Here is a 26,907-nt window from a genome sequence, read left to right on the forward strand (position 1 = left end):
CAGTCCCGGTGCGCTGGGGCGGTCAGGGTGGGAGGTATAGATTCACGACACTGTGTATGTCTAGAGCGGGACTGTAAATATACACCCCGCTCCCTGGGGTGATTTCAACCCTCCGACCTACCGGGTGAAGTGATTGGCAATGACGCTGGCCACGCAGCAGGTGAGCTTCTTGCCGGTGGGGATGTGCAGGAACTCATTGGGTCCGTGCGCATTGCTGCCCGGGCCGAGCAGGCCGGTGATGAGGAATTGCGCCTCCGGGAAGCGCTCACCCAGCATGCCCATGAAGGGGATGGTGCCACCCTCGCCCATGGCCATGGCCGGCCGGCCGAAGTAGGTGGAGGACGCCGACTCCACGGCGCGGGACAGCCAGGGCGCCAGGGGCGGCGCGTCCCAGCCGACGCTGGCCTTGTCGCCCTCGAACGTCACCTTCGCGCCGTACGGCGGGTCCTTCTCCAGCGCCTCCTTCAGCGCCTTCTGGGCCGCCTTCGGCTCCAGGCGCGGGGGGATGCGCATGGACAGCTTCACCGTGGTGAAGGGACGCAGCACGTTGCCCGCGCTCTGCAGGGGCGGCATGCCGTCCACGCCCGTCACCGCCAGCGCCGGACGCCAGGTGCGGTTGAGCACCAGCTCCGCGCCGTCCTCGGACACCGGGCGCGCGCCGGCCACCCAGGGGAACTTGGTGAAGACCTCCGTCGTCAGGACCTTCGCCGCCTCGCGGGCCTGCTCGCGCCGCGCCTGGGGGATTTCGACGTGCAGTCCGTCCACCAGGATGCGGCCGGAGGCCTCCTCCTCCACACGCGACAGCACCTGCCGGAGGATGCGGAAGGACGACGGGACGATGCCCGTCGCGTCACCCGAGTGCACGCCCTCGGTGAGGATGTCCACGCGCAGGTTGCCGGCCACCATGCCGCGCAGCGAGGTGGTCATCCAAAGCTGCTCGTAGTTGGCGCAGCCCGAGTCCAGGCACACCACCAGCGACGGCTTGCCGATGCGCGGCGCCAGCGCCTCGATGTACGCGGGGAGGTCGTAGCTGCCGCTCTCCTCGCACGCCTCGATGAGCACCACGCAGCGCGCGTGGGGAATGCCCTGCTCCTTCAAGAGGCGGATGGCCGCCAGCGAGGCGAAGGCGGAGTAGCCGTCATCCGCGCCGCCGCGCCCGTAGAGCTTGTCGCCCTCGCGCACCGGCGTCCACGGCGTCAGGCCCTCGCGCCAGCCCGTCATCTCCGGCTGCTTGTCCAGGTGGCCATACAGCAGCACCGTGTCGTCGCCCTTGGTGCCGGGCACTTCCATATAGATGACCGGGGTGCGCTCCCGGCCCTTGTCGTCCTTGAGCCGGATGACCTCCAGCTCCAGGCCGGGCAGGTGCGGGGCCTGCGCGCGGCACCAGTCCGCGATGAGCTGCACCGCGGCTTCCATGTGGCCGGCCTTCACCCAGTCCGGGTCGAAGGCGGGCGACTTGTTGGGGATGCGGATGTAGCGGTCCAGCGCCGGGAGGATTTCCTTCTCCCAGATACGGTCCGACGACTCACTGGCAGTCTGGTTGTTCATGGCCATGGCGGGGGAATGCTGCGCACGGTGCGGGCCCGCTGTCGACCCTCGGCTTTCCGCACCAGGGGCGAAATGCGGCCCGGCCCGCCCGAGCCTCGACAGAGCCGACACTCAGGCGAGCGCGTGGTACACGGCCAGCAGTCCCGCCAGGACGTACAGCACCGGGTGCACGTCCCGGGGACGGCCAATCATGAAACGCAAAGGGGGCACGGGGAGACAGTGCTCCCCGCGCCCCCGTGCTGTTTCAGCTCAGCGCGCCGTGACTACGGCTGGATTTCGCGAACGGACAGCCACTTGAAGTCGACGTCCTCGGCGTTGTCCCAGCGGAAGGTGGCGATGGGGCCACCCCAGGTAATCGGCATGGCACCGGTGGCGCCGCCGCAGTGGTCGGCATCGCCGCCCCAGTTGCCCGCGTCCGTGAAGTCATGGACCTGCTTCCAGGTGACCTTGTCCGCGTTCTCGTTGACGTACATCTCCAGCTTCACGGCCTCCTTGCCGCTGACCAGGATGTTGCGCATCACGGCCTTGAAGCCCACCCAGCGGCCCTTCAGCGCCGTGGTGGCGGGCTTGTAGTCCGCCTGCTCGTAGGAGACGTGCCACGTCTCCTTCTGCCAGCGGGCGCGGCCGTCATAGTGCAGACCTCCCTTGTAGCTGGAGCCCTCGCAGCCCGAGTGGTCGTCGTTGTGCTTGCCGCCCCGCGCGTACCAGTCGAAGTTGTCCGAGCCGTCCGAGGCCGCGTTCAGCTTCACGTAGCCCGTCATCTCGATGTTCTTCCAGTCGTTGGCGGCCTGCATGTAGCCGCGGCTGGCCAGCACGTCGCGGTCATACGTGGGAATCGCCGAGGCGCTGTAGCCCGTGGACGTGAAGACGGACATGCGCACCTGGCTGTCCTTCATCTTCCAGGAGCCATCCGCGTTCTTGGTGATGGTGTTCTGCGGGTCGAAGCGCTTGTCGGTCGTCGCCGCGTCCGCCAGGGCCCAGGTCTCACCGCCGGTCTTCGTCGGGTAGAGCATCTTCACGCCGAACTTGTCCGTGCCAGCGGGCGTCGGCGTCGGCGTGGGGGTCGGCGTCGGCGTCGGCGTCGGCGTGGGAGTCGGCGTCGGCGTGGCACCGGCAATGGCAGCCAGCTCGGAGATGCTCGCCCACGCGTTCTGGGTGTTGCCGTTGACGGTGACGCGGACATAGCGCGCATTCACCGTGGCGAACGTATAGCGCTCGAACGCGGTGGTGCGACCGGACGACGTGCCGGAGAACACCTGCGTGAAGGTGGTGCCGTCGCTGGACGTGGCAATGACGAACTTGCTGGCGCGCTCGTTGCCGCGGTACCAGGCGATGTCCAGCGCGTTGATGGCCTTCACGGCGCCCATGTCGCCGCGAATCCACTGGCCCACACCATCGCTGGACCAGCGCGTGGTCAGGTTGCCGTCAATGGCTCGGGACGGCACGTTGCCATCGTTCCCGCTGGCAGTGGCGGAAGTGAAACCTCCGGCGGCAAGCGCGGGCGTCGCAAACATGGACGCAACCAGCGTGAGCGCGCACACCGGCGTGCGGAGGCGCTTCCATCCCCCCAGGGACGAAGTCATGTGTCGATTCAAGTCACTACCTCAAGTGAGGCCACGGAGAGCCGCGACTCACCGGAACGGACGGTGCCGGACCGGAGCGCCGCGTTCCCCCCGCGGCGCGTTGGCTTCCATTCGCGAACTCGTGACTCGAAGACGCCCACCTTCGGTGGGTGAGGCTCTCTCCGCTCACGCGTCCACGTCGTTGTCTACTCAACGTTCAGACTGCGGGCGAAAATACCCTTTGAGCCGATATGGAATTCCCGACGCGCTTTTCTGTGAGCAGTCGCCTGCCCTGGCCCGCTCTCCTGCCCGCTCAGCGCAAAGCGGTGAAGCGCACCACGGCGGCCGCGGGCCCCCGCAGGCGCACGGCACCGTCGCGCAGCGGCGGTGACTCGACGGAGCCGCCGAAGCGCGGCGCCTCGCTCCACAGCACCAGCTCCGCGCCCGGGGGCACGCGGTGCTCCACCGAGCCCCGGAGGGAGACGAGCACCTGGAGCGTCTGCCCGCCGCCCCGCCGCTCCAGCAGCACCGCGTCCGGGCCGAGCGCCCGGGCGTCGTAGGAGCCGGGGCCGATTTCCTTCAGCGCGGCGTCGGTGGCGCGCAGGCGGAGCAGCTCGCGGTAGAGGGCCCGCACGCCCGCGTGCTCGGGCTTCTCCGCCTCGCTCCAGTCCAGGCGCGAGCGCTTGAAGGTGTCCTGCGCCTGCGGGTCCGGCACCTCTGCACCGGCGAAGCGCTTGAAGCCGGCGAACTCCTTGCGCCGGCCTTCCGTGACGAGCCGGCCCAGCTCCGCGTTGTGGTCCGTGAAGTAGAGGAAGGGCGTGCTCGCGTTCCACTCCTGCCCCATGAAGAGCAGCGGAGTGTACGGCGACAGCAAGAGCAGCGTGCTCATGGCGCGGAAGGCCGCGGGAGACACGTCGTGTCCCAGCCGCTCGCCCAGGGCGCGGTTGCCCACCTGGTCATGGTTCTGGATGCAGTGCACGAAGCGCCACGGCTCCAGCCCCTCGGCCTTCGTGCCGCGCGCGTGGCCCAGGTTCTTCGACACCTGTCCCTCGTAGAACCAGCCCTGGCGCAGCGTGCGCGCCAGGTCCTCCGTGCTGCCCGTGTAGTCCTGGTAGTAGCCCTCGCTGTCCCCCGCGAAGGCGCGCCGCATCTGGTGGTGGAAGTCATCCGCCCAGACGCCGTCCAGCCCCAGGCCGTCCTTCGCCGTGGGCAGGAGCAGGCGCCGCTCGTTGCGCTCGTCCTCGGCGATGACGAGCACCCGCCGGCCCGGCGCGGCGGCGCGGGCGCGCTCGGCGATTTCGGTGAGCAGGTGGGGCTTGCCGTCGTCGATGATGGCGTGCGCGGCGTCCAGGCGCAGGCCGTCCGCGTGGTAGTCGCGAATCCACATCTCCACGTTGGAGAGCACCAGCGAGCGCACGTACGCGCTGCCCTCGCCGTCGTAGTTCACCGCGTCGCCCCACGGCGTGTGGTGGCGGCCGGTGAAGTAGTGCGGCGAGTACGCGCGCAGGTAGTTCCCGTCCGGGCCGAAGTGGTTGTAGACGGCGTCGATGAGCACCGCGAGGCCCCGCGCGTGCGCGGCGTCGATGAGCCGGCGCAGGCCCTCCGGCCCGCCATACGCGTGCAGCGGCGCGAAGAGGTCCACCCCGTCGTAGCCCCAGTTGCGCACGCCGGGGAAGGCGGCCACCGGCATGATTTCCAGCGCGGTGACGCCCAGGTCCTTCAGGCCCGGCAGCCGGGGGATGAGCGCCTCGAAGGTGCCCTCCGGCGTGGCGGTGCCCACGTGCACCTCGTAGATGACGAGCGCCTGCGGCTCCACGCCCTTCCAGCCCGCGTCCGTCCACTCGAAGTCCGGCACCACGACTTCCGAGGGGCCGTGCACGCCCAGCGGCTGCGAGCGGGACCACGGGTCCGGGAAGGGGCCCTCGCCGTCCACGCGCAGCTTGTAGAGCGTACCGGCGCCATGGTCCTCCAGCACGCCGCCGAAGCAGTCGCCGGGCTCCCTTGCCAGCGGCACCGCGCGTCCGGGCTGCCCCTTCGCGTCGTGCAGCACCACTTCCAGGCGCTGGTGGCCGGGCGCCCAGACGCGCCACCGCACCCGCGAACCCTCCTCCACCCACGCCCCCAGCGGAGGCACCCCTGCCCGTACTGCCCGAGAATCGTCCGGCGAAGCCATAGGGGTGTTCTGTAATGCGCCTCCCCTGCCCTTGCGGAGCCCCCCCGCCACCCGTGTGCCCGACTCCCACCCGAGATGTTCACGGCTGGGCACGTCGCCCGGAGTGAGTGGGCACCGGCCGACGGTGGCGGCACCTCCCGTCGGCACTCAGGGCGGCGCGCCCTGGGCCACCCAGTCGATGAGGGTCTGCTTCTCGGCCGCGGTGAGCGGCTGCCCCTTGGGCATGGGCGCGCCCGAGCAGGCGGGGCTGGCATTGGTGGCGAGCACCTTGTCGATGAGCACGCTCTGGCTGCGCAGCGGGCCACACACCGCGCGAAGGCAGCGAGCGTGCACGTGGTGGCCGTTTCCGACCTCGACAGGTCTTCCGGCCGACACCTCACGAGAGTGGGCCAGGCCGGTGCCCTTCCCGTGTCCCCCTCTGGAGTCTTGCTTCCATGAACATGTCTCGAAAGTCGTTCTCCGCCCTGCTGCTCGCCGTGGGCATGCTGGGCCTCGCCGCCTGTGGCGACGACACCTCTCGCGTCACCGTGAAGCTGACGGACGCCCCGGGTGACACCTTCGAGAAGGCGGTGGTCACCATCTCCAAGGTGTACCTCAAGGGCGGTGGCGCCGAGGGCAGCGCGGAGGGCTCGGGTGAAGTCGTGCTGCGCGACGAGCCCGTCACCACGGACCTGCTCACGCTGGCCAACGACACCGCGGACCTGGTGAAGGACGTGGAAGTACCGCAGGGCACGTACCGCGAGCTGCGCTTCGTCATCACCGGCGCGTACGTGCAGGTGAAGGAGGACGGCGTCAGCCGCGTCTACTCCACGCCTGACTATGCCGGCGTCCCCGCGGGCGTCGAGGTGGACGGCGAGCTGCAGATGCCCAGCCTCTCCACGTCGGGCCTCAAGGTGAAGTTCGCCAACGACGCGGACGTGACGGTCTCCAGCGAGCAGAGCCAGAAGGTCATCCTCGTGGACTTCGACGTGGCGCAGAGCTTCGGCCGCGCGGCCGGTGGCTCGGGCCGCTGGGTGATGAGCCCGGTGGTCAAGGGCGCGGACCTGGAGTTCTCCTCGAGCGTGCTGGCCACGCTGCGGCTGGGCACCGGCGTGCAGCTGCCCGCGGTGGGCGGCGCGCAGGTGAACCTGTCCGCCTTCAGCGCGGTGCTCGTCAACGCCGAGGGCAGCCGTGAGCCGCTGGCCTTCAGCGACGCCAACGGCGACGGCGTCTACGAGGCCCAGTTCAAGTTCCTCATCCCCGGCGCGTTCCAGGTGGAGGTCGCCGCTCCCGCGGGCCTCACCTTCACCACCGACCCGGCGCTTCCCGCCGCCGTCACCGCGAGCGGCGGCGCGGAGGCCAGCGTGGCCTTCACCCTCACCTCCGCCGCCATCGTCCGCTAGGCGCGAAAGGCAGTCCGCCGCCTCACCCAGCCACCTCGCGGTGCAGGAGGAAGGGCAGCGTGAGGCGGCGCAGCACCGGCAGCTCCAGGTGCGTCATGGCCAGCAGCGTGCGGCCGTCCAGCCAGCGCAGCTCGTCCACGAAGGGGCGCCACTGCAAGCCGGCCTCGCGCGGGTACTCCACCCGCGGCCCGGACCGCCCGTCCACCCGCGACGCCCCCTCGCGCAGCAGCAGCGACACGGACGGGCGCAGGCCGCCCTGGCGGCGCACGAGGTTGACGCCACCGTGCGCCCCTGCCGCGAAGTCCTTGCCCCACCAGCCACGCATGCCCAGCAGCGCCAGCAGCACGGGCGAGCCGAGCCGCAGCCAGGCGGGCCCCACGAACTCGCCCCGGTAGCGGCCGGGGAGCGTGTCGCGCTCGGGCACGGGCAGGCGGGAGAACAGCTCCCTCCAGTCACGCAGCCGGGCCCGCTCCGGCGCGCGTGGAAACGGCACGACGTTCATCGCGGTGTCCATGGCCCACACGCTAGGCAGCACCGCGCCCGGCGTCCCGCGCCGAGCCATGCCCGGCCCCACGTCCGGCGGTCAGGCGGGGAGGCGCACCGGTGGCCGGCCCGCCCTTCGGAAGCAGGGAGGGAGGCGCGCGGCTTGTGGACCTCCGGCGTCGCCAGGATGATGCGGCCTGCTGGACCGGCCACCTCCGGCCAGCCCCCTCCCCTGGAGTCTTCCTGGAATGAGCATCTCCCGCACCGGCCTGGAGTCGCTGCCCGTCCCCCGAGGGGAGGACGTGCGCGAGCGCGTCGCCGCCATCGAGGTGTTGTCGCCTCGCGAAATCGACGCGCGCCTGACGGACCTGGGCTACCGCGGGCAGGACGAGGCGCGCCGCGCGGCCTCGGTGCTCGCGTACCGCCACGTGCGCCGCATCCGCCGCCTCTACCTCGAGGGGCTCGCCCCCGAGCCGGGCGTGCGGGAGAACTGCATGTTCCTGGGCCCCACCGGCTCCGGGAAGACGTTCCTCGTGGAGCTGCTGTTCCGCGAAATCCTCGCCGTGCCCACCGTGCTGGCGGACGCCACCCAATTCTCCGAGACGGGCTACGTGGGCGACGACGTCAACACGCTGCTGTCGCGCCTCTATGAAGTCGCGGACAAGGATGCCGACTGGGCCGCCTGCGGCGTCATCTGCATGGACGAGTTCGACAAGCTCGCCACCAGCCGCTCCGACAGCCGCTTCGCCGGGCAGCAGACCACCAAGGACGTCAGCGGCTTCGGCGTGCAGCGCAGCCTGCTGCACCTGCTCTCCGCCGGCCACGCGGACTTCCCCGCGGACTTCGGCTTCACCAGCCGCATGCAGCCGGAGAGCATGGACCTGGCCTGTGTGACGTTCATCGCCTGCGGGGCCTTCAGCGGCCTGCGCGCCACGGCGGAGGGCATGGCCCGCGGCGAGCGGCTGGGCTTCGGCCGCGAGCCGCGCCCCTTCCAGGAGGAGGCCATCGCCTCGCGGGTGACGCAGGAGCAGCTCGAGCAGACCACCGCCTTCGCCCGCTACGGCTTCATCCCGGAGCTCATCGGCCGCTTCAACCGCCTGGTCTCCTTCGCGCCGCTGGACGCCGCCACGCTGGGTGACATCCTCCAGCACAACGTGCTGCGCGTGTACGAGCGCGAGTTCGAGCAGGAGGGCCTGCGCCTGGTGGTGGACGCCGCCGTGCGCGAGCACGTGGTGGCCCGGGCCCTCAAGCGCGAGACGGGCGCGCGCGGCCTGCGCACCACCCTGGCCCCCCTGCTGGAGGGCGCCGCCTACGAGCACTTCGGCCGTCCGGGCGCCACCGGCACCGTGCGCCTGACGCTGGAGGGCGACGCGGTGAAGGTGCTCACGGAATAGTCCCCCACGCAGAGGGGCCGGCGCGGCGAGGGGGAGCCAGCGGCCTCCCTGTCACACCGGGTGGGCAGGCCCGCAAGTCACCGGGCGCGTGCACGCCTTACGGTTTCCAGAAGGGATGGAAGCCGGAGGACAGCACACATGCACCACACTCGTGAGATTCCCCGGGAGGGCTGGGCCGACTACCTCGCCCTGCTGAGCAGCCTGGAGCGCGACCACTGGGTCCGCATCGAGTCGGAGAGCCTCGAGACGGGGGACCAGCCCGTCGCGAGCCGCCTGCCGCTCGTGGAGATTGCGCTGGAGGAGAAGGGCTCCGACACGGGCGCCCTCGAAATCATCGTCGGCCGGCCGGGCGACGAGCTCACCCACCGCATCCTGAAGCCGGACCACATCTACGCCGACGAGAGCGAGAGCGGCGAGCTGGAGTGCCTCGACATCGAGGATGCGGAGCACGGCAAGACGCTCATCTTCTTCGAGCCCTCGCAGCAGAGCGAGGAGCAGGGCGCGGGCGCGCCGATGTAGAAACGACGAGACCGGAAGGCGCCCCCTCGAAAGAAGAGGAGCCCTCCGGTCCGGGTTGTCGCGTCCCGCCGCGGCTCACGCGGCGGCGGGGGCGTCAGCCGTGTGCAGCGGGATTACGGGTACAGCGCGCGAGCGCCCGTGCGGTCCAGGCTGGTGAGGACCAGGTCGCCCGTCTGCGTGCCGTTGCACTGGGGGTAGTGCATGACCGAGGCGCGGTCATACGAGGTCAGCGCGCGCCAGTTGGCGTCCTCGTAGCAGCCGCTCGCCGTGGAGCGGGTGTGCTCGTGACGCAGGCCGAGCACGTGGCCCAGCTCGTGGCGCAGCACGCCCGTCAGCGACCAGGAGCCGCCACCGCCGAAGGCGCTGGTGGAGATGAGGATGTTGCGGCCCGAGCGAGCGGAGTTCGGGAAGAACGCGCGCGCCACGTAGGACGTGGTGGAGGTCTGGCGCACGTCGAACAGCACGCCCGCCTGCGACGCCGTGCAGCTGCCGTCGTAGGTGGTGCTGTGGACGAAGTTCACGTTCGCCGTGCCCTCCCAGGCCGCCGTCGCGCTGTTCATCGCGCTGACCACGGTGCTGTAGCGGCTGCCGAAGCTGCTGCTGCTCACGCAGTAGGTCAGGTTGCGGGCCTGCGTGGCGGTCCACTTCACGTCGCGGCCGCTGAGGTAGTACACGGCCAGGCCGCCCTCGCTGCTGCCCGTCTCGGTGGCGATGTTCTCGTCAAAGAACGCCTTCAGCTCCTCCTTCGAATCGAAGGCGAGGTCGCCGTCGATGATGAACTTGCCCTCTTCATCCTGGTAGGCGTTCGCCTGGAACTCCTCCCACGACATCGTCGGGGCGGAGGTCTCGGAGGCCTCGGGGCCACCGCAAGCAGTACCGAGAAGAGCAACACCAGCCATCAGCGCAATCGAACGGAACTTGAGCATCGGGAGTTTCCTCTGACGTCAAACGCGGGGGACGCACCGTCCGCCTGGCTCGCACCAGCCGCGGCACGGTACGCCCCGGCCATGAGCAACGTCCGGGCCAACCCGGGCCCCAGAGGGAGTAAAAACGGAATTCGCTGCTTACCTGGACTGCCTGCGCTCCAGCCCGAATCCGGCCATTGTAAACGCTCCTGACAGTCGCGTTTACAAACGCTCGGAAGCACTCGGGAATCGCCCCTGACAGGAAAGTGTCCCGCAAACGGACAGCGGTGTCTTTTTATCGGTCACCTGTCCTGGGGTCTCAGGAGGCCTCGAGCAGGGCCCGCTGGACGCACGCGCTCGGACAGTGTGGGTCGGCCAGGATGCCTTCACAGCCACGCTGCGTCAATCCCACCGACGCACCGCGCCTGGAATGTTCCTGAAGTCAGCGCAGCGCGGCATGTGGCGGGAAGGGGCGCGCTGTCGTCCGCGTCCTGGCGCGCTATAGGCGGAGGCGGGGACGTGCCCCTGCTCATGGAACTGCTCGAACTTCCCGCCTGGCTGGAGACCGCGTGGCCGCACCTGGTGGCGGTGCTGACGGTGCTGGTCAGCGTGCTGGCCAGCGCGCATGCGGTGCTGCACAAGCGGGACGTGCGGGCGGCGGCGGGCTGGGTGGGGGTGGCGTGGCTGGTGCCGGTGCTGGGCGCGGTGCTCTACCTGCTGCTGGGCATCAACCGCATCCGCCGCCGGGCGCGCTCGCTGTCGCTGCGGCTGGAGCATGGCCGCTTCCCGCCGTCGCCGGGCGTGGCGCCCCTGGGGGCGGAGGCGCTGGGCGCCTCGAGGCCCGAGGCCGCGCACCTGGCCCCGCTCGTCCGGCTGGCGGATGCAGTGGTGCGCCGGCCGCTCCTGCCGGGCAACCGCGTCACGGTGCTGGAGTCCCGGACGAATGCGTACCCGGCCATGCTGGAGGCGATTGACGGGGCGCGCACGTCGCTGGCGCTGTGCAGCTACATCTTCGACAACGACTCAGCGGGCCGGCGCTTCGTGGAGGCGCTGGACTCGGCGGTGAAGCGGGGCGTGGAGGTGCGGGTGCTGGTGGACGCGGTGGGCGCGCGCTACACGTGGCCGCCCATCATGGGCCGGCTCAAGCGCGCGGGCATCCGGGCCGCGCGCTTCCTGCCCTCGCTGATGCCCTACCGGCTCCCTGTCGCCAACCTGCGCAACCACCGCAAGCTGCTGGTGGTGGATGGGCGGGTGGGCTTCACCGGCGGCATGAACATCCGCAAGCACTTCTGGCCCGGAGAACACGCCGCCCGCGACTTGCACTTCCGGCTGGAGGGCCCGGTGGTGGGGCAGTTGCAGGAGACGTTCGCCGAGGACTGGGCCTTCACCACGCGCGAGCGGCTGTCCGGCGACGCGTGGTTCCCGGCGCTGGCCCCGGCCGGCCCGGCGCTGGCGCGGGGCATCGCCGACGGGCCGGACGAGGACTTCGAGACGCTGCGCACGGTGCTGCTGGGCGCGCTGGCGACGGCGCGCACGTCGGTGCGCATCGTCACCCCCTACTTCTTGCCGGACGCGACGCTCATCACCGCGCTGGGCGTGGCGGCGCTGCGCGGGGTGCGGGTGGACATCCTGCTGCCCGAGCGCGGCAACCTGCCGGTGGTGCAGTGGGCCAGCACCGCGCAGCTGTGGCAGGTGCTGCGGCCCGGCTGCCGCGTCTTCCTCAGCGCGCCCCCGTTCGACCACGCCAAGCTGATGGTGGTGGACGGCGCATGGTCGCTCATCGGCTCGTCCAACTGGGACCCGCGCTCGCTGCGGCTCAACTTCGAGTTCGACGTGGAGTGCTACGACGCGGCGCTGGCCCGCGGCCTGGACGCCGTGGTGGAGGAGCGCCTGAAGCAGGCGCGTCCCCTCACCCTGGAGCAGGTGGATGCCCGCTCCCTGCCCGTGCGCCTGCGCGACGGGCTGGCGCGGCTGTTGTCGCCGTACCTCTAGAGGAGCGCGCGGCGCACCCGCCAGAAGGTCTCCTTCGCGGTGCGGAAGGCCGCCGAGTCCGCCGGCAGCAGCGTGCGCAAGAGCTCCGCGGACTGCGTCTGGAGCGGCCGCACGCAGTGGGCCTCCACCTGGGTGCGCAGGAAGCCCACCGGGTCCCGGCCCCGGTAGTCGGCGAAGTACGTCTTCAGCTCGTTGCGCGTGCGGGCCTTGCCGTTGTCCGCGTACTTGGCGACGTACGGGCTGAAGTCCGGGTACAGCTTCCCCTCGCCGAAGTCGCCGTGCAGCGTCGTCTTCATGAAGTTGCCGATGAGCAGGTCATCGAAGACCTGGTAGCGCACGGCCGTCATCAGCGAGTTGCGCGGCGCCTCGAAGGTGATGCCCCGGCGGAAGCGGCGGCGGTGGAACTCGATGACGTGGTCCTGTCCGCCCACGCGGAAGCGGAGGAAGTCGAGCGCGCTGCCCAGGTGCTCGATGGAGGTGAAGTAGTCGCGCAGCGCCTTCGCCTCGTCCGCCTCCAAGAGCTCGCTCCAGTCGTCGCCGAATTCCTTCGGGTCCACCGGGCGCAGGGCGCGCTCCTTCGGGCGGATGAGCTCGGTGCTGTCCTTGAGGAAGTCCTGCTGGATGAAGGCGGGCAGGAGCGCGCAGGACTGGGACTCGAAGCCCTTGGCGTAGTCCTCCAGCGTGGTGGTGTACTCGGAGGCCCAGACGCTGTCGGCGCGCTGGTACTTGTGCATGGAGCTGAAGGGCACGAAGTAGCGGGCGCCGTAGAACTCCGCCTGGCGGGCGATGGTGCGGCCCACCGGGTTCTTCGCCGCGGCGTAGGGCGGTATGCGCTGCCCGTCCTCGGTGAAGTAGTTGATCATGTCCGCGTCGCCGTAGCCGGACAGGGCCAGCAGGTACGACTCCTTGTAGCCCCGGACGATGTTGCGCACGTAGCGGCCCCAGCCGCGGTCCCCGGCGTCATTGAGGTTGATGAGCAGCCGCCCGCCCACGTCCACCAGCAGCACCGCGTCCTGGTTCATGTCCGGCAGGCACATGACGCGGATGCGCGAGGACAGCTGCGTCCACACGCGGTCCATCAGCACATGGACGTTGAAGCCCTGCCCGCGCAGGTCGTCCCGGATGCGGTTGCCGAAGTGGTTGGGCACCAGCAGCGTGCTCGAGCGCAGCTTCTCCAGCGACTCCACGCTCAGGTGGTCCGGGTGGCCGTGAGACAGCCACACGTACTGGCACCGCTGGATGGCGTCGCGCTGGGCCTCGGGCACCTCGTGCGACAGGGTCCAGCTTCCGAAGTACGCCCCGCCGTCCGTCCACGGGTCCGTTACGAGGACCGGACCGTCGTCATGGCAGATGAGTGTGGCATTCCCAATGGTCTCGAAACCCAGTTCCATCTCGCGCTTCCCCCTCGCCCGTCGCCAGCTCCCATGCGCTGGATGGGCCGAAAGGTGACGCGGTGCCACTGCCGGGCACACTGCCCCACCGTGCAGAGAAAACCTCTTCCCGCCTGGCAGGCTGCCCTCCGCCCCTGCGGCCATGAAGAAGTCTGCCCCTCGTGGCACCCGCACGCCCCGCGGGGGCGCACGAAAGGGCCAGGAAGGGAGAAGTCCTTCCTGGCCGTGCTTCAGCGGCCCGAGATGATGGAGAGAATCTGCGTGCCGTAGCGCTCGGTGAGCGCGGGGCCCACGCCGTGAATGGCCATCAGCTCCGCGCCGCTCTCCGGCCGCGCCATGGCGATGGCCCCCAGCACCCGGTCCGTGAGGATGCGGAACGCGGGCACCTTGCGCTTGCGCGCCTCCGCGAGCCGCCACGCCTTGAGCGCCTCCACCAGCTTCGGCGACGCCTCCGCCCCGTCCGAGTCGCTCAGCACCGCGCGCCGGGCCCGTCCCGAGCCGGTGGGGGCCGGTGCGTCGTCGTACACCACGTCCGTGCGCCCGCTCCGGGCCGCGCCGCCGGCGCGGGAGGCATTCCAGGAGGAGCGGGACGCCTCGGCCTCCGCCGGCGCATTCGCGCGCCAGTGCCGGGGCCTGTCCCCGCCCTCCGGCTCCGCGCCCCGGGCCGAGCGCTTGCGGGAGGGGCGCTTCGCCCCCTTCCCGGCCTCGGAGCCCTTGCCGCGCTTGCGCTTCGGCGCCTTCTCCAGGGCCAGGGGCAGGACGACGTGCCGCGGGTCCACGACCTGGGTGCGCCGGCCCTCCTCCGTGAGGGACAGGCGCTGGAAGGTGATGACCTGGCCGTCCTTGTCGAACGAGTCCTCGTCCAGCCGCGCCAGCCCCGCGCGCACCAGGCCGCCCGCGAGCCGCTCGAAGTCGCGGCGCGGCAGGGACTCGCCGAACAGCTCGCGGTGGAGCCGGCCCATGGCCTGCCCGTCGCGCTCGCGCAGCGACTCCAGGATGCGCTCCAGGAAGTGCCGCTCGGCGGAGGTGGGCTCGGCGAAGCGCAGCGTGGCGCAGGACTCGGGGGCACAGACGTCGCACAGGCCGCACGGCTCGCCGGAGTCCTGCACGTCGCCGAAGTGCGCCACCAGCTGCTTCATGCGGCAGCCATGGGCCTCCGCGTAGCGCCCCATCTGCTCCAGGTGCAGCAGCTTGCGGTCCCGCTGCGCGCTGTACGAGGCCATCCACCCGGGCTTGCCGCGCGCCACCGTCTCTTCCGGCGTCATCACCACGCCGCCGTGAATCCAGAGCTGCTCCAGCGCCTTGTCGAACACCTCCGGGTCCCCGCGCACGCGCCCCTGGAGGACCACCTTGGGCTCCAGCTGCACGCCGGTGGCGTGGAACAGCCGCTCCAGCACCTGTGTCTCGGGGTAGTCGCGGCGGTGGAAGAACTCGTGCGTGCGCCGGTCGATGTACGAGTGCAGCAGCACCGCGCGCGAGGGCTTGCCGTCCCGGCCCGCGCGGCCCAGCTCCTGGTAGTAGCCCTCCAGGCTCGCCGGCAGCGCGGCGTGGATGACGGTGCGCACGTCCGGCTTGTCGATGCCCATGCCGAACGCGGTGGTGGCGACGATGACGTCGAGCGCGCCCCGGAGGAACTCGGCCTGCACCCGGTCCCGCTCCGCGGGCTGGAGGCCGGCGTGGTAGGCGGCCGAGGGGAACTCGTCCGCGAGCAGGTCCGCGAACTGCTCGGCGTGCTTGCGCGTGGCGGCGTAGACGATGGCGGGCCGGTTCTCCTCGTCCTGGAGGAGGGAGCGGATGGCGTCACCCCGCGCGCTGGGGTTCAGCTCGCGCACCTCGATGGCGATGTTGGTGCGGCGGAAGCCGTGGATGAAGGTGCGCGCCTTGCCGCCGTGCCCGTGCAGGCCGAGCTGCTGGACGATGTCGCGCTGCACGTCCGGCGTGGCGGTGGCGGTGAGGGCCACCACGGGCGCGGGGCGCAAGAGGGGCAGCCGGGCGCCGAGCAGCCGGTAGTCCGGACGGAAGTCATGGCCCCACTGGGAGATGCAGTGCGCCTCGTCGATGGCGATGAGCGCGGGGGTGCGGCGCGCGAGGAACTCCACGAAGCCGGGGACACCGAGCCGCTCGGGCGCGATGAAGAGGAAGTCGAGGCGCTCCTCGAGGTAGTCGGCGCACACCTGGCGGGAGGTGGCCCTGTCGCGCCCGGAGTGGATGCGGTCCGCCGCGAAGCCGAGCGACTGGAGCCGCGCCACCTGGTCCTCCATCAGCGCGATGAGCGGGCTGACCACGAGCGTGGTGCCCGCGCGCGCGAGGCCGGGGAGCTGGTAGCAGAGTGACTTGCCCGCGCCGGTGGGCATGACGAGCAGCAGGTCCTCGCCCGCCGTGGCCGCGCGGCACACGGCCTCCTGGTATGGCCGGAACTCGGAGAAGCCGAAGGCCGCCTTCAACAGGGGACGGAGGTTGTCCGGCGGCGTGGGCGCACGGGGCGTCCGCTCCGGCCGCTGCCCCGGAGACATCGCCGTGGAGGCGCGACTGCTGCGGGCCCCGGAGGCCCGGCCCTGCGTGCCCGCGTTCCACGGCGCAGGGCTTGGTGGGGCGGCAGCCGGAGTCCCCGCGTTCCACGAGGAGGAATCTGCGCTGGTGCTCCGTGAGGCGGCGCTACCTGCGGTCCCCGTGCTCCACGAAGCCCCTGGAGCCCCCGCCCGGCCCGGCGTCATCACCACCGCCGCATCCGAGAACGCGCTCGAGGCAACCCGGCGCGGCCCACCCGCGCCTGGAGTCCCTGCCGCGGCTGCGAGAGCACGAGGCGCCCCGGCATCCTGGAACGACGCAGGTGCCGCCTGCACGGGCATCATCGGACGTCCCTGCCCCGGAGGTGCCCCCGCGCCTCCTTCCTGCCCTGCCCGGCCGGGCGACATGCGCGTCGCCTCGCCTGGCACGCCCTGCGGCAGCCGCGATGCCGTGACGCCCGGGCTCGCGGGCCCGTGGCCCACCACCTCGCGGACATAGTCCTCGATGCCCCGGAGGAACTCGTCCAGCTGCCCTTCACCGCGCTCGATGCGCTGGAGCCACGCTTCCCACTGGCCCGTCATGGCCGGCGTCTTCACGTCCGGGTGCACCACCTGGATGAGGAAGATGCCCTTCTCCGTCGCCTCCATCACCTTGCCGCGACGGCGCAGGTACTCCCGGTCCAGCAGCACCTCGATGATGGCCGCGCGAGTGGCCGGCGTGCCCAGCCCCGTCTCGCGCATCGCATCCGCCAGCTCCTTCTCGTCGAGCGCCCTGCCCGCCGTCTCCATCGCGGTCAGCAGCGTCGCATCCGTGAAGCGCGGCGGCGGGCGCGTGCGCTTCTTCACCGCCTCCGCGTCCTCCACCGTCTGCGGCTGCCCGCGCTCCAGCCCGCTGGGCAGGGACTGCGGCTCGTCGTCCGGCTCGCGCTCCTCGTCCTCGCCCTTCTTGCCCTCCGCCTTCGGGCGCGGCGCCTTCTGCCCGCCGCCGATGTCCAGCACCTTCCAGCCAACCCGCTCCACCACGGTGCCCGTGCTCTGGAAGCGGTCCACCACCGGCGCCGCCGCGTCTCCGGACTTCACCGCCGTCACCACCGTGGTGACGCGCCACACGTGGTCCTCGTGCCACGCCTGGAGCACCCGCCGGCACACCAGGTCGTAGATGCGCTGCTCGTCCGGCGACAGGCGCACCCCGTCCGGAGACGTGGGCGTGGGGATGATGGCGTGGTGGTCCGTCACCTTCGCGTCGTCCACGTACCGCTTGCCGAGCGGCCTCGAGCCCGTGCCCGGCGCCAGGTCCTCCTCGAACGGCGCGCGGATGGCGTTCACCACCTCCGGCAGCGTGTCCGCCACCGAGTGCGACAGGTGCCGGCTCGCCGTGCGCGGGTAGCTCAGGAGCTTGTGCTTCTCGTAGAGCGCCTGCGCCACCTCCAGCGTGCGCTGCGCGCTGAAGCCATACAGCCGGTTCGCGTGCCGCTGCAGCTCCGTCAAGTCGTAGAGGAGCGGAGGCGGCATCTTCTTCTCCTCCGCCTCCAGGGACTCAATCGCCGCGCTCCCCCGTCGCACGCGGTCGATGATGGCCTGGGCCTCCACCCCATCCGCGTCCAGCCGGCGCGCCTCGCGCGGGGCCTCGCCCGGCGGCACCACCGGCTTGCCGTCCGGCCCGGAGCGGAACCACGTGCCCCTGTACCGCGCCCCCGGAGCAACGCCCTTCGCCCGGGGAACGAAGGTGGCCACCACCTCCAGGTAGTCCCGGGGCACGAAGTCGCGGATGGCCAGCTCGCGCTCCACCACCATGGCCAGCGTGGGCGTCTGCACCCGGCCCACGCTCAGCATCTCCCCGTGGCCCCCGTGCGCCAGCGTGTACAGGCGCGACAGGTTCATCCCCACCAGCCAGTCCGCCCGGCTGCGCCCCCGGGCCGCGGCGGCCAGCGGCTCGTAGTCGCGCCCGTCCGCGAGCTTGCGGAAACCCTCCTGGATGGCCCGCTCCGTCAGCGAGGACACCCACAGCCGTCGCACCGGCTTGCGGCACCCCGCCGCCTCATAGATGTAGCGGAAGATGAGCTCGCCCTCGCGGCCCGCGTCCGTGGCGCACACCACCCCGGACACCTCCGGCGCGTTGAGCACCCGCTTCACCACCTCGAACTGGGAGCGCGTCTCCGTGGAGACGACGAGCGGCCAGTCCCCCGGCAGCATGGGCAGCAGCGCGCGGTTCCACTTCTTCCACTCCGGGCGCATCTCGTGCGGCTGCGCCAGCCCCACCAGGTGGCCGATGGCCCACGTCACCACGTAGCCATTGCCGCGAAGGAAGCCCTCGCCGCGCTCGTTCGCTCCGAGCACCCGGGCAAGGTCCCTGGCCACCGAGGGCTTCTCCGCCAGCACCGCCAGGACGGAGCCCCGCCCCGAGGCTCGCGCCCCCGCACCGTCCGTCCTGCCGAGCTTGTCCTCGCCGGGCGACTCGCCCATCTCTTCCCACCTCATGAAGCCCTGACCCCTCCCGCCCGCTCCACCCACGCCCGGGGCTCGAAGCCCTGGCGCGCGCCGGAAGCCGTCTTCCCTATCGTGTCAGGCTGACATGGCCGATGCCCGCCTGTCCCTACCCGTGACGCCTGCCCGGTCCACGGCCGGCCGAGGGAAGCCGCGCCCCACCCCGGCCCCCCCGCCCCACGCGCCCCGCCAACCCTCCAGGTCTCCGTCGGAGGCCGGCGGCCAGGCCCCTCCCGCCCCGCCGTGGCGTCCTGACCGACCCGTGGCGCCTTCGCGCAAGCAGTTGGCGCGGCAGAGGAAAACTCCCCCCAGCGCCTGGGCCAGTATGCCCTTGTCGCCGCTCGCACACAGCGCTCGGTGACAGGGGCCAGGGCAGTCACGACTGGAAGAGGGGGGGCGCAGATGTCACACGGCGCGCAGGAGTCGGGCCAGGGTGTTCCGGGGGGAAGCACGAGGCTCGACACGGTGTCGCACGGGGACACGAGGACGGGGGCCGCGGCTCGCAGAGCGGGGCGCCAGTCCGGGATGAAGTGGCGGAGGGCGGTCGAGGGGGAGACAGGGGGAATCGCGGTACCGGAGCTGGCTGTCTTCGCGGGGGCGAAGCGCACACAGCTCGCGGCACTGGCGAAGTCGACCGCACCGCTCCGCGAGGTTCTGGAAGACGTGACGCGGGTGGCCTCCATGCGCCCGCGGCTGTTCGGACGGGCCCAGGCACTGGCGAGGCTGCGAGCACTCTCGCGCCCCGCGCTGCCCTGGGCGGAGTCCGTGAGGGGGAAGGAAGAACCTCGGCACGGCCGGCTGTCCGCACCAGGGGGCGCGGGCACACACCGGCTGGGGCCGTAGGACGCACCGGAAGGTGCACAGCTTCGCTGGAGGGGTCCAAGGCCCTCCGGACAACTCAAGGGCGGGTAGGAGGATGGCGCCGCGGGGGCGGAGCCATCCGTGGATGGGGGACCCTGGGGTGACGCTCGTCAGAGGGGGAGAGCGCACGCCAAGCTCGGGTCGATATCCGGGGGGTGCTCCGAAGCCATCGGAGCATCCCCCGTAGCTTTTTGCGGGCTCGGAGCGCCCACGCCTGGCGCGCGCGCCGGAGCTTCACTCCACGCGCAGCGTCACCGTGCCGGTGAGGTCGCGGTTCACCGTGAGCCAGAGGGTGTCGCTGGCCTCGTCCACGGAGGCGAAGACGTCCTCGTCCGCCGCGAGCACCTGGCCGTCCAGGGTGACGCGGGCGGGCGGCGCCGAGGCCGTGTAGCCGCGCAGCACCACCACCGGGTGCGAGAGGGTGCGGCCGCCAGCCTCGAAGCGGAGCGTCGCGCGGTTGGCGGCGGCCTGGGCCTCCCACGTCGCGTAGACGGGGTTGTAGCCGGGCACGTCGTACGTCACGGCGTCGGCGCGGCCCACCCCGCCGGGGCCGCGGGTGGCCACGGTGCCCTCGGTGGCCGTCAGCCGGACGGCCTGCCATGCCTCCACCTCGGCGGCCTGCTTCAGCACCGGGTCCTCGGCGTGCGGGTCCAGCACCATGAACACGGAGTAGCTCTGGTACGGGTAGCCGGAGAGGTTGCCGTCGTCACCGTAGCGGGGGTACTGGCGCCGCCCCACCGCGCCGAAGTTGCTGCCCCACGCGAGGCGGTGCGAGCGGGTGGTGCTCGGCAGCTCGTACTGGTTGAGCTGGTACGTCCAGTTCCAGTCCTGGGGCATGGGGCCGTCGGCGTCGCGCTTGCCCTGCTCGGTGTAGAGCCAGTAGCCGCCGGCGGGCTTCTGCGACCACGTCTGCGTCTGCACCACGCCCATCTCCGCGTCCGGGGCCGCCGTCCACATGCGGGTATAGGGGACGACGTTGGGCGTGGCGTAGTCCCAGCCGGTCGACATTCGCACGGGGGAGGACAGCGTCTGGAAGCGGTAGCGGTCTCCCCAGCCCAGGCCGGCGATTTCGGCGTTGGCGTTGCCGTCGAAGTAGATGTCGCCGTAGGGGGAGCGCACGTCGGCCTGCAGGGCGTCCGCCGGGGCGCGCGAGGCGTCGTGCGTGATGGCGTAGAGCGGGTGGCTCCTGCCGGTGGCGAAGAGGTAGTGCACGGTGACGTCGATGGGGTGGCCGTCGAGCGGAAGCACCCAGCGGAACTCGTGCAGCGCGTGGTGGCGGCCCGCGAAGACGGTGCGCCAGGTTCCGCGCACGTCCTTCGTCCAGTTGCCCCACGAGGCGCCCTCGTGGAGGTGGCACACCACCATGCCCCAGCCGGGGACTCCGGCCTCTGCGCCGTCGCAGGTGCGAGTGGCGCCCGCCGCCTGGTAGGTATAGCGACGCAGGTAGCCGCCATTCCAGTCCACGGGGTCCGCGGCGTCATTGCGCACCAGGGCCGCGGAGCGGGGCTGGCAGTCGCTGTCGCGCCACTCGTAGCGGTCGACGCGGAAGCCGTCGAGCTCCACGCCGGGCTCCAGCTTCAGCGGGGCACACGCGCTGGTGCCACCGGTGCCGGCGTCCGGCGTCTCGTCACCGGGGCCAGGCTTCACCTCCTTGCTGCCGCATGCGGCCAGCAGCGTGGACAGCAGCACGGCCGCGCCGCGCAGGTGGAACAGGAAGGCAGGGCTCTTCATGTCGAGCGTCATCGGTGCTCCCTCGCGGTGGGCAAAGGGCTCCGCTGACCGCGAGGAGCCGTGCCGCTCGCTCCCTCCTGCCAACGTGCCCTCCGGAGTGCAAGGACTGGCGGAGTGGGCAACGGTAGTGGCTGGGAGATGTCCATGAGGCAACGCGCGGACGTTGAGCCCTCATGGACCGGCGGATGGTAGTACCTTGCCCTCATGCCTCGCTGGTTCAACACCGCCGGTCCATGCACTCCGGCCAATCACTACATGCTGCCGGCGATGAAGCGCCTGCCCGAGGTGCAGCGGCTGATTGACCAGCAGGGCTACTTCGTCGTCCATGCACCCCGGCAGACAGGCAAGACGACCGCGCTGCTCTCGCTCGCCCAGGAGCTGAACGCTGGCGGCAAGCATGTGGCGGCCCTGGTCTCCATGGAGGTGGGGGCCGCGTTCTCACATGACGTGGGCACCGCCGAGTCCGCCATCCTCCAGAGCTGGCTCAGTGCCGCGAGGGCGCAGCTCCCGCCCGAGCATCAACCGCCACCCGTTTCCGAGGCGCCGACTGGAAGCCGCATCGCCACCGCCCTGGCGGCCTGGTCGGAGGCCGTGGCAAAGCCCCTGGTGGTCTTCCTGGATGAGGTCGACGCGCTCCAGAACGGCCTGCTCATCTCCGTGCTGCGTCAGCTCCGCGACGGCTATCGCAACCGACCTGGACATTTCCCTGCTTCGCTCGCGCTCATCGGCCTGCGCGACGTGCGCGATTACAAGGTGGCCACCGGCGACAGCGACCGACCTGGCACCGCCAGCCCCTTCAACATCAAGGTCCGCTCCCTCACCCTCCGCGACTTCACCGAGGACGAGGTCGCTGAGCTCTACGCCCAGCACACCGCCGAGACGGGACAGCGCTTCGAGCCAGAGGCGCTCGCCCTCGCCTTCGAGCTCACCCAGGGTCAGCCCTGGCTCGTCAATGCCCTGGCGAAGGTCGTCGTCGAGGAGCTCGTTCCCGATACGTCACAGCCTGTCCGACGCGCGGACGTCGAGCGTGCCAAGGGGCTCCTCATCCAGCGGCAGGAGACACACCTGGACAGCCTCGCCGTGCGGCTGCGCGAGCCGCGCATCCGCGCCGTCCTCGAGCCCATGCTCGCGGGTGGGTTGCTCGGTGACGTGGCTGAAGACGACAGGCGCTTCGCCGTGGACCTGGGGCTGCTGCGCCGCAATCCAGAGGGCACACTCGAGGTCGCCAATCCCATCTACCGGGAGATTCTCATCCGCACGCTCGCCTCCGGCACGCGCGATACCCTGCCCACCATCCAGCCCTCCTGGCTGAAGCCGGACGGGCGCATCGACACCGAGCGGCTGCGGGACGCCTTCCTCGCCTTCTGGCGTCAGCACGGTGAGCCGCTGCTGGCCACCGCGCCCTACCATGAGGTGGCACCCCACCTCGTGCTGATGGCCTTCCTCCACCGCGTGGTCAACGGCGGAGGCACCATCGAGCGTGAGTACGCCATCGGCCGCGGGCGCATGGACCTGTGCGTGCGCCACGGGCCGGACACCCTGGCCATCGAAATCAAGGTCTGGCGGGACAGGGAGCCGGACCCGCTGGCCGAGGGACTCACCCAGCTCGACGGCTACCTGGAGGGCCTTGGACAGCCGAGCGGCTGGCTCGTGCTCTTCGACCGCAGGAGCGGCCAGCCGCCCATCGCCCAGCGCACCCGCACCGAGGAGGCCCGGACACCCTCGGGCCGCCCCGTCACGGTCATCCGCGCGTGAGCGTCAGCCCGCCTTCGCGCTGCCCTTCTCCTGGTGCCAGGCCGCGAGCACTTCCTTCTCGCGCTCGGGCGTGACGCCGGCGCCCAGCTTCGCCTGGCGCTCGGGCGGCAGCGTCTTGAACCAGTCCATCGTGTCGCGGATGGTGTCCGCCGTCGGCCGGAAGGTGAGGCCCGCGGCCACCGCCTTCTCGATGCTCACCCGCCCCAGCCCCTTCTCCTCACCCGTGCGCGGAATCCACACGGGCATGTCCTGCCACGGCGCCACCTTCTGCTTGTCCAGGAAGGCCGTGTCCACCCACGTGAAGCGCGCGTCGCTGCCCGTGGCCGTCTTGCACGTGTCCAGCAGGTGCTTCATCAGCACCGGCTGCGAGGGGCCCGTGGCGTTGAACACGCCCGCCGTGTTGCGCTCGACGTTGAGGATGATGAACGCGGCCAGGTCCCGCGCGTCGATGAACTGCGTGGGGTCCTGCCCGTCCCCGGGCGCCAGTACCTCGCCCCCGCGCGCCACGCGCGCCGGCCAGTAGGTGAAGCGGTCCGTCGGGTCGTCCGGGCCCACGATGAGGCCGGGGCGCACGTTGAGCACGCGGCCCGGCATGGCCGCCTCCGCCGCCCGCTCGCACGCCGCCTTCAGCGCGCCGTAGTACTTCGGCACGTCCTCCGACGCCGGGTCCTCCAGCGTGGCCACCGGCGAGGCCTCGGTGATGCCGTAGTCGGCGAAGTTGCTGTAGACGGAGATGGACGACACGAAGCTGTAGTGCCCCACGTTGGGCGCCAGCAGCGCCGCGGAGGCCTCCACCACGCGAGGCACATAGCCGGAGGTGTCCACCACCGCGTCCCACTTGCGGCCCTGCAGCGCCTTCAGGCCCTCGCCCTTGTTCGGGTCTCTGTCGCCCGACAGCTTCTCCACGTCGGGGAAGAGGCCCGGGTTCGTCTTGCCGCGGTTGAACAGCGTCACGGTGTGGCCGCGCGACCGCGCGAACTCCACCAGCGCCGGGCCCAGGAACTTCGTGCCGCCCAGGATGAGGATGCTCTTCGGCGCGCTCGCCTTCGCCGCCTGCGCCCCCTGCCCCGGGGCCGTGGCGCCGTTGCCGCCATCCCCCGTCTTGCTCGTCGAGGCACAGCCCATGGCCCAGAGCGAGCCAACCGCGGCCGCTCCCTGAATCACACCTCTGCGGGACAGCTTCATGCCGTGTTTCCTCCTGTTGCCGGGAAGGACGTCGTGGGGACGGCCGCTTCAGCGGGCCGGGACATTATCGGGAACCGGGGACGCGAGCGCGGCCGGAGTCTGCCGCCGCTGGTGCCGCGCCAGGTACAGCGACACCGCGAGCCACAGCCCCGCCAGCGGCACCGCCGCCAGCGACAGGCCCGTCATGCTCAGGCCCAGCTTCGACAGCCCGGCCTGCAGCCACCCGCTCAGCGAGTCGCTGCCGCGGTACACCACCGTGTCGATGAAGCTCTTCGACTTGTAGCGCGCCTCGCGGTCCACCGTGGTGAAGAGCACCTCGCGCGAGGGCCGCTCCAGCGCATAGTGGCTGGCCCCTCGCACCGCCTTGAACGCGATGAGCACCGCCAGCAGCGGCGCCGCGGCCAGCCCCAGGAAGCCCAGCACCGTGACGACGGGCGCCACCGCCAGCGCCGCGCCCAGCCCCAGCCTCGAGATGACGCGCCCGGTGACGAGCGCCTGCAGCCCCAGCGTCACCAGCTGCACGATGAAGTCGATGTCGCCGAACACCGCGGTGCGGGCGGCCTCGTCCTTGCCCACCTGCGCGACGAGCTGGACCTCCTGGTAGTAGAGGAACGTGGACGTCGCCGCGTAGAGGAAGACATTCAGCCCGAGCGCCAGCAGGAAGGGCGACGTCACCAGCAGCTTCAGCCCGTCCAGCACCCCGCCTCCCACGGGCCCCTCCGCCGTGGGCGGCTGGTGCTGCACGTCATGCGCCCAGCCGCTGAGCCGGCGCACGCACTGCGCGCTCACCTCCAGCATCACCGCGGAGAAGAGGATGAGATTCACCGGCCCCACGGGCACCGCGAGGCGGCCCACCAGGAACGGCCCCGCCAGCATCCCCACGGTGCCTCCCGCGGCGATGAAGCCGAAGAGGCGCTTGCTCTGGTTGCTGGCGAAGACGTCCGCCATGAAGCTCCAGAAGATGGAGACGACGAAGAGGTTGTAGACGCTCAGCCAGACGTAGAAGACGCGCGCCACCAGCTCGCGGGCCACCTCGAGCTTCAGCAGCACGAAGAAGGCCAGCAGGCTGACGAGGAAGAAGCGGTAGATGAAGGGGATGACGACGCGCCGCGGCCAGCGCGCCACCACCGCGGAGTAGGCCGGCACCGCGACCAGCATCACCAGGAACGTGGCCGTCATCAGCCAGTTCAGCCCCTTGATGCTGCCCGCCGTCCCCATCTCGTTGCGGATGGGCCGGAGGATGGCGTAGCCGCACATGAGCGTGAAGAAGTAGAGGAACGACCAGAGGACGGCCCCCACCTCCTCGTCCCGGACATCCACGAATCGCTTGAGCATGGTGAGAGTCGCGCGCGTGCAGGGCTGCTCGGTTGCCTGGAGCCTGGCCGGGCACGTGCCCGACCAACGGAGCTCCGAGCTGTGTATTCCCGGGTTCCTCGTCCGGGAGAACGTCCTTCCTCCAGAAGAACGTCCCCGCCGGCCGAGGTCGCGGGGCGCCGACCCGGCGTGTGGGTCGGCGTGCGGTGGACCGGGGACCTCGGCAACGACGGTCCTCCGTCCGGACCTCGCTACTTCGCGGCGGCGAGCGCCTCGCGCAGCGCGGCCTCCACGCGGGGCAGGGCCTCCTCGATTTCCTTCACCGAGGTGGCGCCAACGGACAGGCGGAACCAGCCGGTGTCCTCGTCGAGGCCGAAGGCCTGGAAGGGCACCACCGCGAAGCTGGCCTTCTCCAGCAGCAGCTTGCGGATGTCCTCGTTGTTCTTCAGCCCGGCCTTGCCCACCAGGTCGAAGCGCACGGAGAGGTAGATGGCGCCCTGCGGAGCGATGTGCCGCACCGGCAGCCCCGCCTCGCGCATGCGCGAGAAGCCCTTGTGCAGCGCCTCCAGCCGCTCGTCCACGCGCTGGCGCATCACCTTGAGGAAGGACTCCGTCGCCTCGGTGTCGTCGAGGTAGCGGGCCACCGCCACCTGCTCGGCCTTGGGCGCCCACGCGCCCACGTGGCCCAGCACGTCGCGCATGCGGGCGATGATGGTCGGCGGCCCCACGCCCCAGCCCACGCGCACGCCCGTGGCGGCGAACGCCTTGGAGATGCCATCCACGAAGACGGTGTACGGCGCGACTTCCGGCACCAGCTCGATGGGCGTCACGTGCTTCACGCCGCCGAAGCTCAGCACCCAGTAGATCTGGTCGTACATGAGGATGAGCGGCTTCTGGCCGCGCTTCTCACGCTCGCGGTTCTCCGCCACGACGCGCTCGCAGATGGCGCCCAGCACGTCCGGGGCAATCATGGTGCCGGTGGGGTTGAGCGGGCTGCACAGGCACAGCAGGCGCGCGGAGCCCAGGTGCGGGGCGAGCTGCTCCACGGTGGGCATGAAGCCGCGCTCGGGGTCCGTCGTCACCACCACGCTCTTGGCGCCCATGATGTACGCGTAGTGGTTGTTGTTCCACGAGGGCACCGGGTAGACGACCGTCTCCCCCGCGTCCAGCACGCTGCGGTAGGTGCCGTAGATGATGGGCCGCGCGCCGCCGGCGATGACGATGCCCTCCAGCGGGTACCTCAGCCCGAGCGCGCGCTCGTAGAAGCGCTGGACCGACTGGCGCAGGTCGAGCACGCCGTCGGACGGCGGGTAGTTCGTCTCCCCGGCCTGGAGCGCGGTGGCGATGTTCTGCCGCAGCCCGTCGGGGATGGGGAACTCCTTCGGACTGAAGTCGCCCACCGTCAGGTTGCACACCTTCTGGCCTTTGGCGACGAGCTCCCGGATTTGCGCGGCGATCTTCAGGATTTCGCTGCCGACGAGACCCCGCGCCATCGTGCCCACGGTGGCGTCGTCCCGTGAGGGGCGGGGAAGGGAGGTGAGGTCGATTGCCATGGGGTGTTGCTCTCCGGTTCGTTCGCGGTGAAGGGGGGGCCCACGCGGACTGCGGCCGGGCGCGCACCATAACCGCGGCACGGCCCCTCGTGTCTCATGCATTTGCATCCCCTCTGGGGAGCGCCGCTGTTTCAATTTTCCGGAAGGTGACGCGCGCTGGCCTTGCAT

General features: G+C 71.1%; 17 protein-coding genes. 5 read left to right on the forward strand and 12 right to left on the reverse strand.

Annotation, left to right across the window (positions count from 1 at the left end; genetic code table 11):
- Positions 1-117: 117 nt before the first annotated feature.
- From LXT23_RS03210 to LXT23_RS03225, 4 genes are all read right to left on the reverse strand, one after another.
- Positions 118-1,554, reverse strand: a complete 1,437-nt coding sequence (locus LXT23_RS03210) for a M20 family metallopeptidase (protein ID WP_253978572.1) — start codon at positions 1,552-1,554, stop codon at positions 118-120.
- A gap of 257 nt (positions 1,555-1,811) precedes the next feature.
- Entirely contained in the window at positions 1,812-3,143 is a 1,332-nt protein-coding gene (locus tag LXT23_RS03215; RefSeq protein ID WP_253978573.1) for a discoidin domain-containing protein, read from the reverse strand.
- Positions 3,144-3,423: 280 nt separating this feature from the next.
- A complete protein-coding gene (treZ, locus tag LXT23_RS03220) occupies positions 3,424-5,283 on the reverse strand; it encodes a malto-oligosyltrehalose trehalohydrolase (protein ID WP_253978574.1) in 1,860 nt (619 codons plus the stop codon).
- 147 nt (positions 5,284-5,430) lie between these two features.
- Positions 5,431-5,616, reverse strand: a complete 186-nt coding sequence (locus tag LXT23_RS03225) for a hypothetical protein (protein ID WP_253978575.1) — start codon at positions 5,614-5,616, stop codon at positions 5,431-5,433.
- Between the two features lie 101 nt (positions 5,617-5,717).
- Between LXT23_RS03225 and LXT23_RS03230 the strand changes: the two genes are divergently transcribed.
- Positions 5,718-6,665 (forward strand): DUF4382 domain-containing protein, encoded by a 948-nt coding sequence (locus LXT23_RS03230; protein ID WP_253978576.1) that lies wholly within the window; start codon positions 5,718-5,720, stop codon positions 6,663-6,665.
- A gap of 22 nt (positions 6,666-6,687) precedes the next feature.
- Here LXT23_RS03230 and LXT23_RS03235 read toward each other — a convergent pair whose 3' ends face one another.
- Positions 6,688-7,227: a hypothetical protein gene (locus LXT23_RS03235; protein WP_253978577.1), complete on the reverse strand. Its 540-nt coding sequence runs from the start codon at positions 7,225-7,227 to the stop codon at positions 6,688-6,690.
- A gap of 169 nt (positions 7,228-7,396) precedes the next feature.
- Here LXT23_RS03235 and LXT23_RS03240 point away from each other — a divergent pair, with 169 nt between their 5' ends.
- Positions 7,397-8,542 (forward strand): AAA family ATPase, encoded by a 1,146-nt coding sequence (locus LXT23_RS03240; RefSeq protein ID WP_253978578.1) that lies wholly within the window; start codon positions 7,397-7,399, stop codon positions 8,540-8,542.
- Between the two features lie 138 nt (positions 8,543-8,680).
- Positions 8,681-9,061, forward strand: a complete 381-nt coding sequence (locus LXT23_RS03245) for a DUF5335 family protein (RefSeq protein ID WP_253978579.1) — start codon at positions 8,681-8,683, stop codon at positions 9,059-9,061.
- 113 nt (positions 9,062-9,174) lie between these two features.
- Here the strand turns inward: LXT23_RS03245 and LXT23_RS03250 are convergent, their stop codons facing one another.
- On the reverse strand, positions 9,175-9,987 hold the full coding sequence (locus LXT23_RS03250) for a M57 family metalloprotease (RefSeq protein ID WP_253978580.1): 813 nt from the start codon (positions 9,985-9,987) through the stop codon (positions 9,175-9,177).
- Positions 9,988-10,497: 510 nt separating this feature from the next.
- Here LXT23_RS03250 and LXT23_RS03255 point away from each other — a divergent pair.
- Positions 10,498-11,958 carry a phospholipase D-like domain-containing protein gene (locus LXT23_RS03255; protein WP_253979520.1) on the forward strand — a complete coding sequence of 487 codons (1,461 nt, stop codon included), beginning with the start codon at positions 10,498-10,500 and terminating at the stop codon, positions 11,956-11,958.
- Here the strand turns inward: LXT23_RS03255 and LXT23_RS03260 are convergent.
- The 3 genes from LXT23_RS03260 to LXT23_RS03270 form a co-directional block, all read right to left on the reverse strand.
- Positions 11,955-13,349, reverse strand: coding sequence for an MBL fold metallo-hydrolase (locus tag LXT23_RS03260; RefSeq protein WP_253978581.1), 1,395 nt, complete (start codon positions 13,347-13,349; stop codon positions 11,955-11,957). The genes LXT23_RS03255 and LXT23_RS03260 overlap by 4 nt on opposite strands.
- 230 nt (positions 13,350-13,579) lie before the next feature.
- On the reverse strand, positions 13,580-18,334 hold the full coding sequence (locus tag LXT23_RS03265; RefSeq protein WP_253978582.1) for a DNA topoisomerase 3: 4,755 nt from the start codon (positions 18,332-18,334) through the stop codon (positions 13,580-13,582).
- A gap of 1,101 nt (positions 18,335-19,435) precedes the next feature.
- The gene (locus tag LXT23_RS03270; RefSeq protein WP_253978583.1) at positions 19,436-20,944 is read right to left on the reverse strand and encodes a hypothetical protein; all 1,509 of its coding nucleotides are present in this window, start codon (positions 20,942-20,944) and stop codon (positions 19,436-19,438) included.
- 192 nt (positions 20,945-21,136) lie between these two features.
- Between LXT23_RS03270 and LXT23_RS03275 the strand changes: the two genes are divergently transcribed.
- Complete coding sequence (locus LXT23_RS03275; protein WP_253978584.1) at positions 21,137-22,687, forward strand: ATP-binding protein; 1,551 nt, start codon at positions 21,137-21,139, stop codon at positions 22,685-22,687.
- A 3-nt stretch (positions 22,688-22,690) separates the two neighbouring features.
- On the opposite strand, the gene LXT23_RS03280 is transcribed toward LXT23_RS03275, so the two are convergent.
- The 3 genes from LXT23_RS03280 to LXT23_RS03290 form a co-directional block, all read right to left on the reverse strand.
- Positions 22,691-23,872 carry an NAD-dependent epimerase/dehydratase family protein gene (locus tag LXT23_RS03280; RefSeq protein WP_253978585.1) on the reverse strand — a complete coding sequence of 394 codons (1,182 nt, stop codon included), beginning with the start codon at positions 23,870-23,872 and terminating at the stop codon, positions 22,691-22,693.
- Positions 23,873-23,920: 48 nt separating this feature from the next.
- Positions 23,921-25,207: an NTP/NDP exchange transporter gene (locus tag LXT23_RS03285; protein WP_253978586.1), complete on the reverse strand. Its 1,287-nt coding sequence runs from the start codon at positions 25,205-25,207 to the stop codon at positions 23,921-23,923.
- Positions 25,208-25,437: 230 nt separating this feature from the next.
- A complete protein-coding gene (locus tag LXT23_RS03290; RefSeq protein WP_253978587.1) occupies positions 25,438-26,739 on the reverse strand; it encodes a pyridoxal phosphate-dependent aminotransferase in 1,302 nt (433 codons plus the stop codon).
- Positions 26,740-26,907: the final 168 nt, after the last annotated feature.

It is taken from the genome of Pyxidicoccus xibeiensis (assembly GCF_024198175.1).
Taxonomy (GTDB): domain Bacteria; phylum Myxococcota; class Myxococcia; order Myxococcales; family Myxococcaceae; genus Myxococcus; species Myxococcus xibeiensis.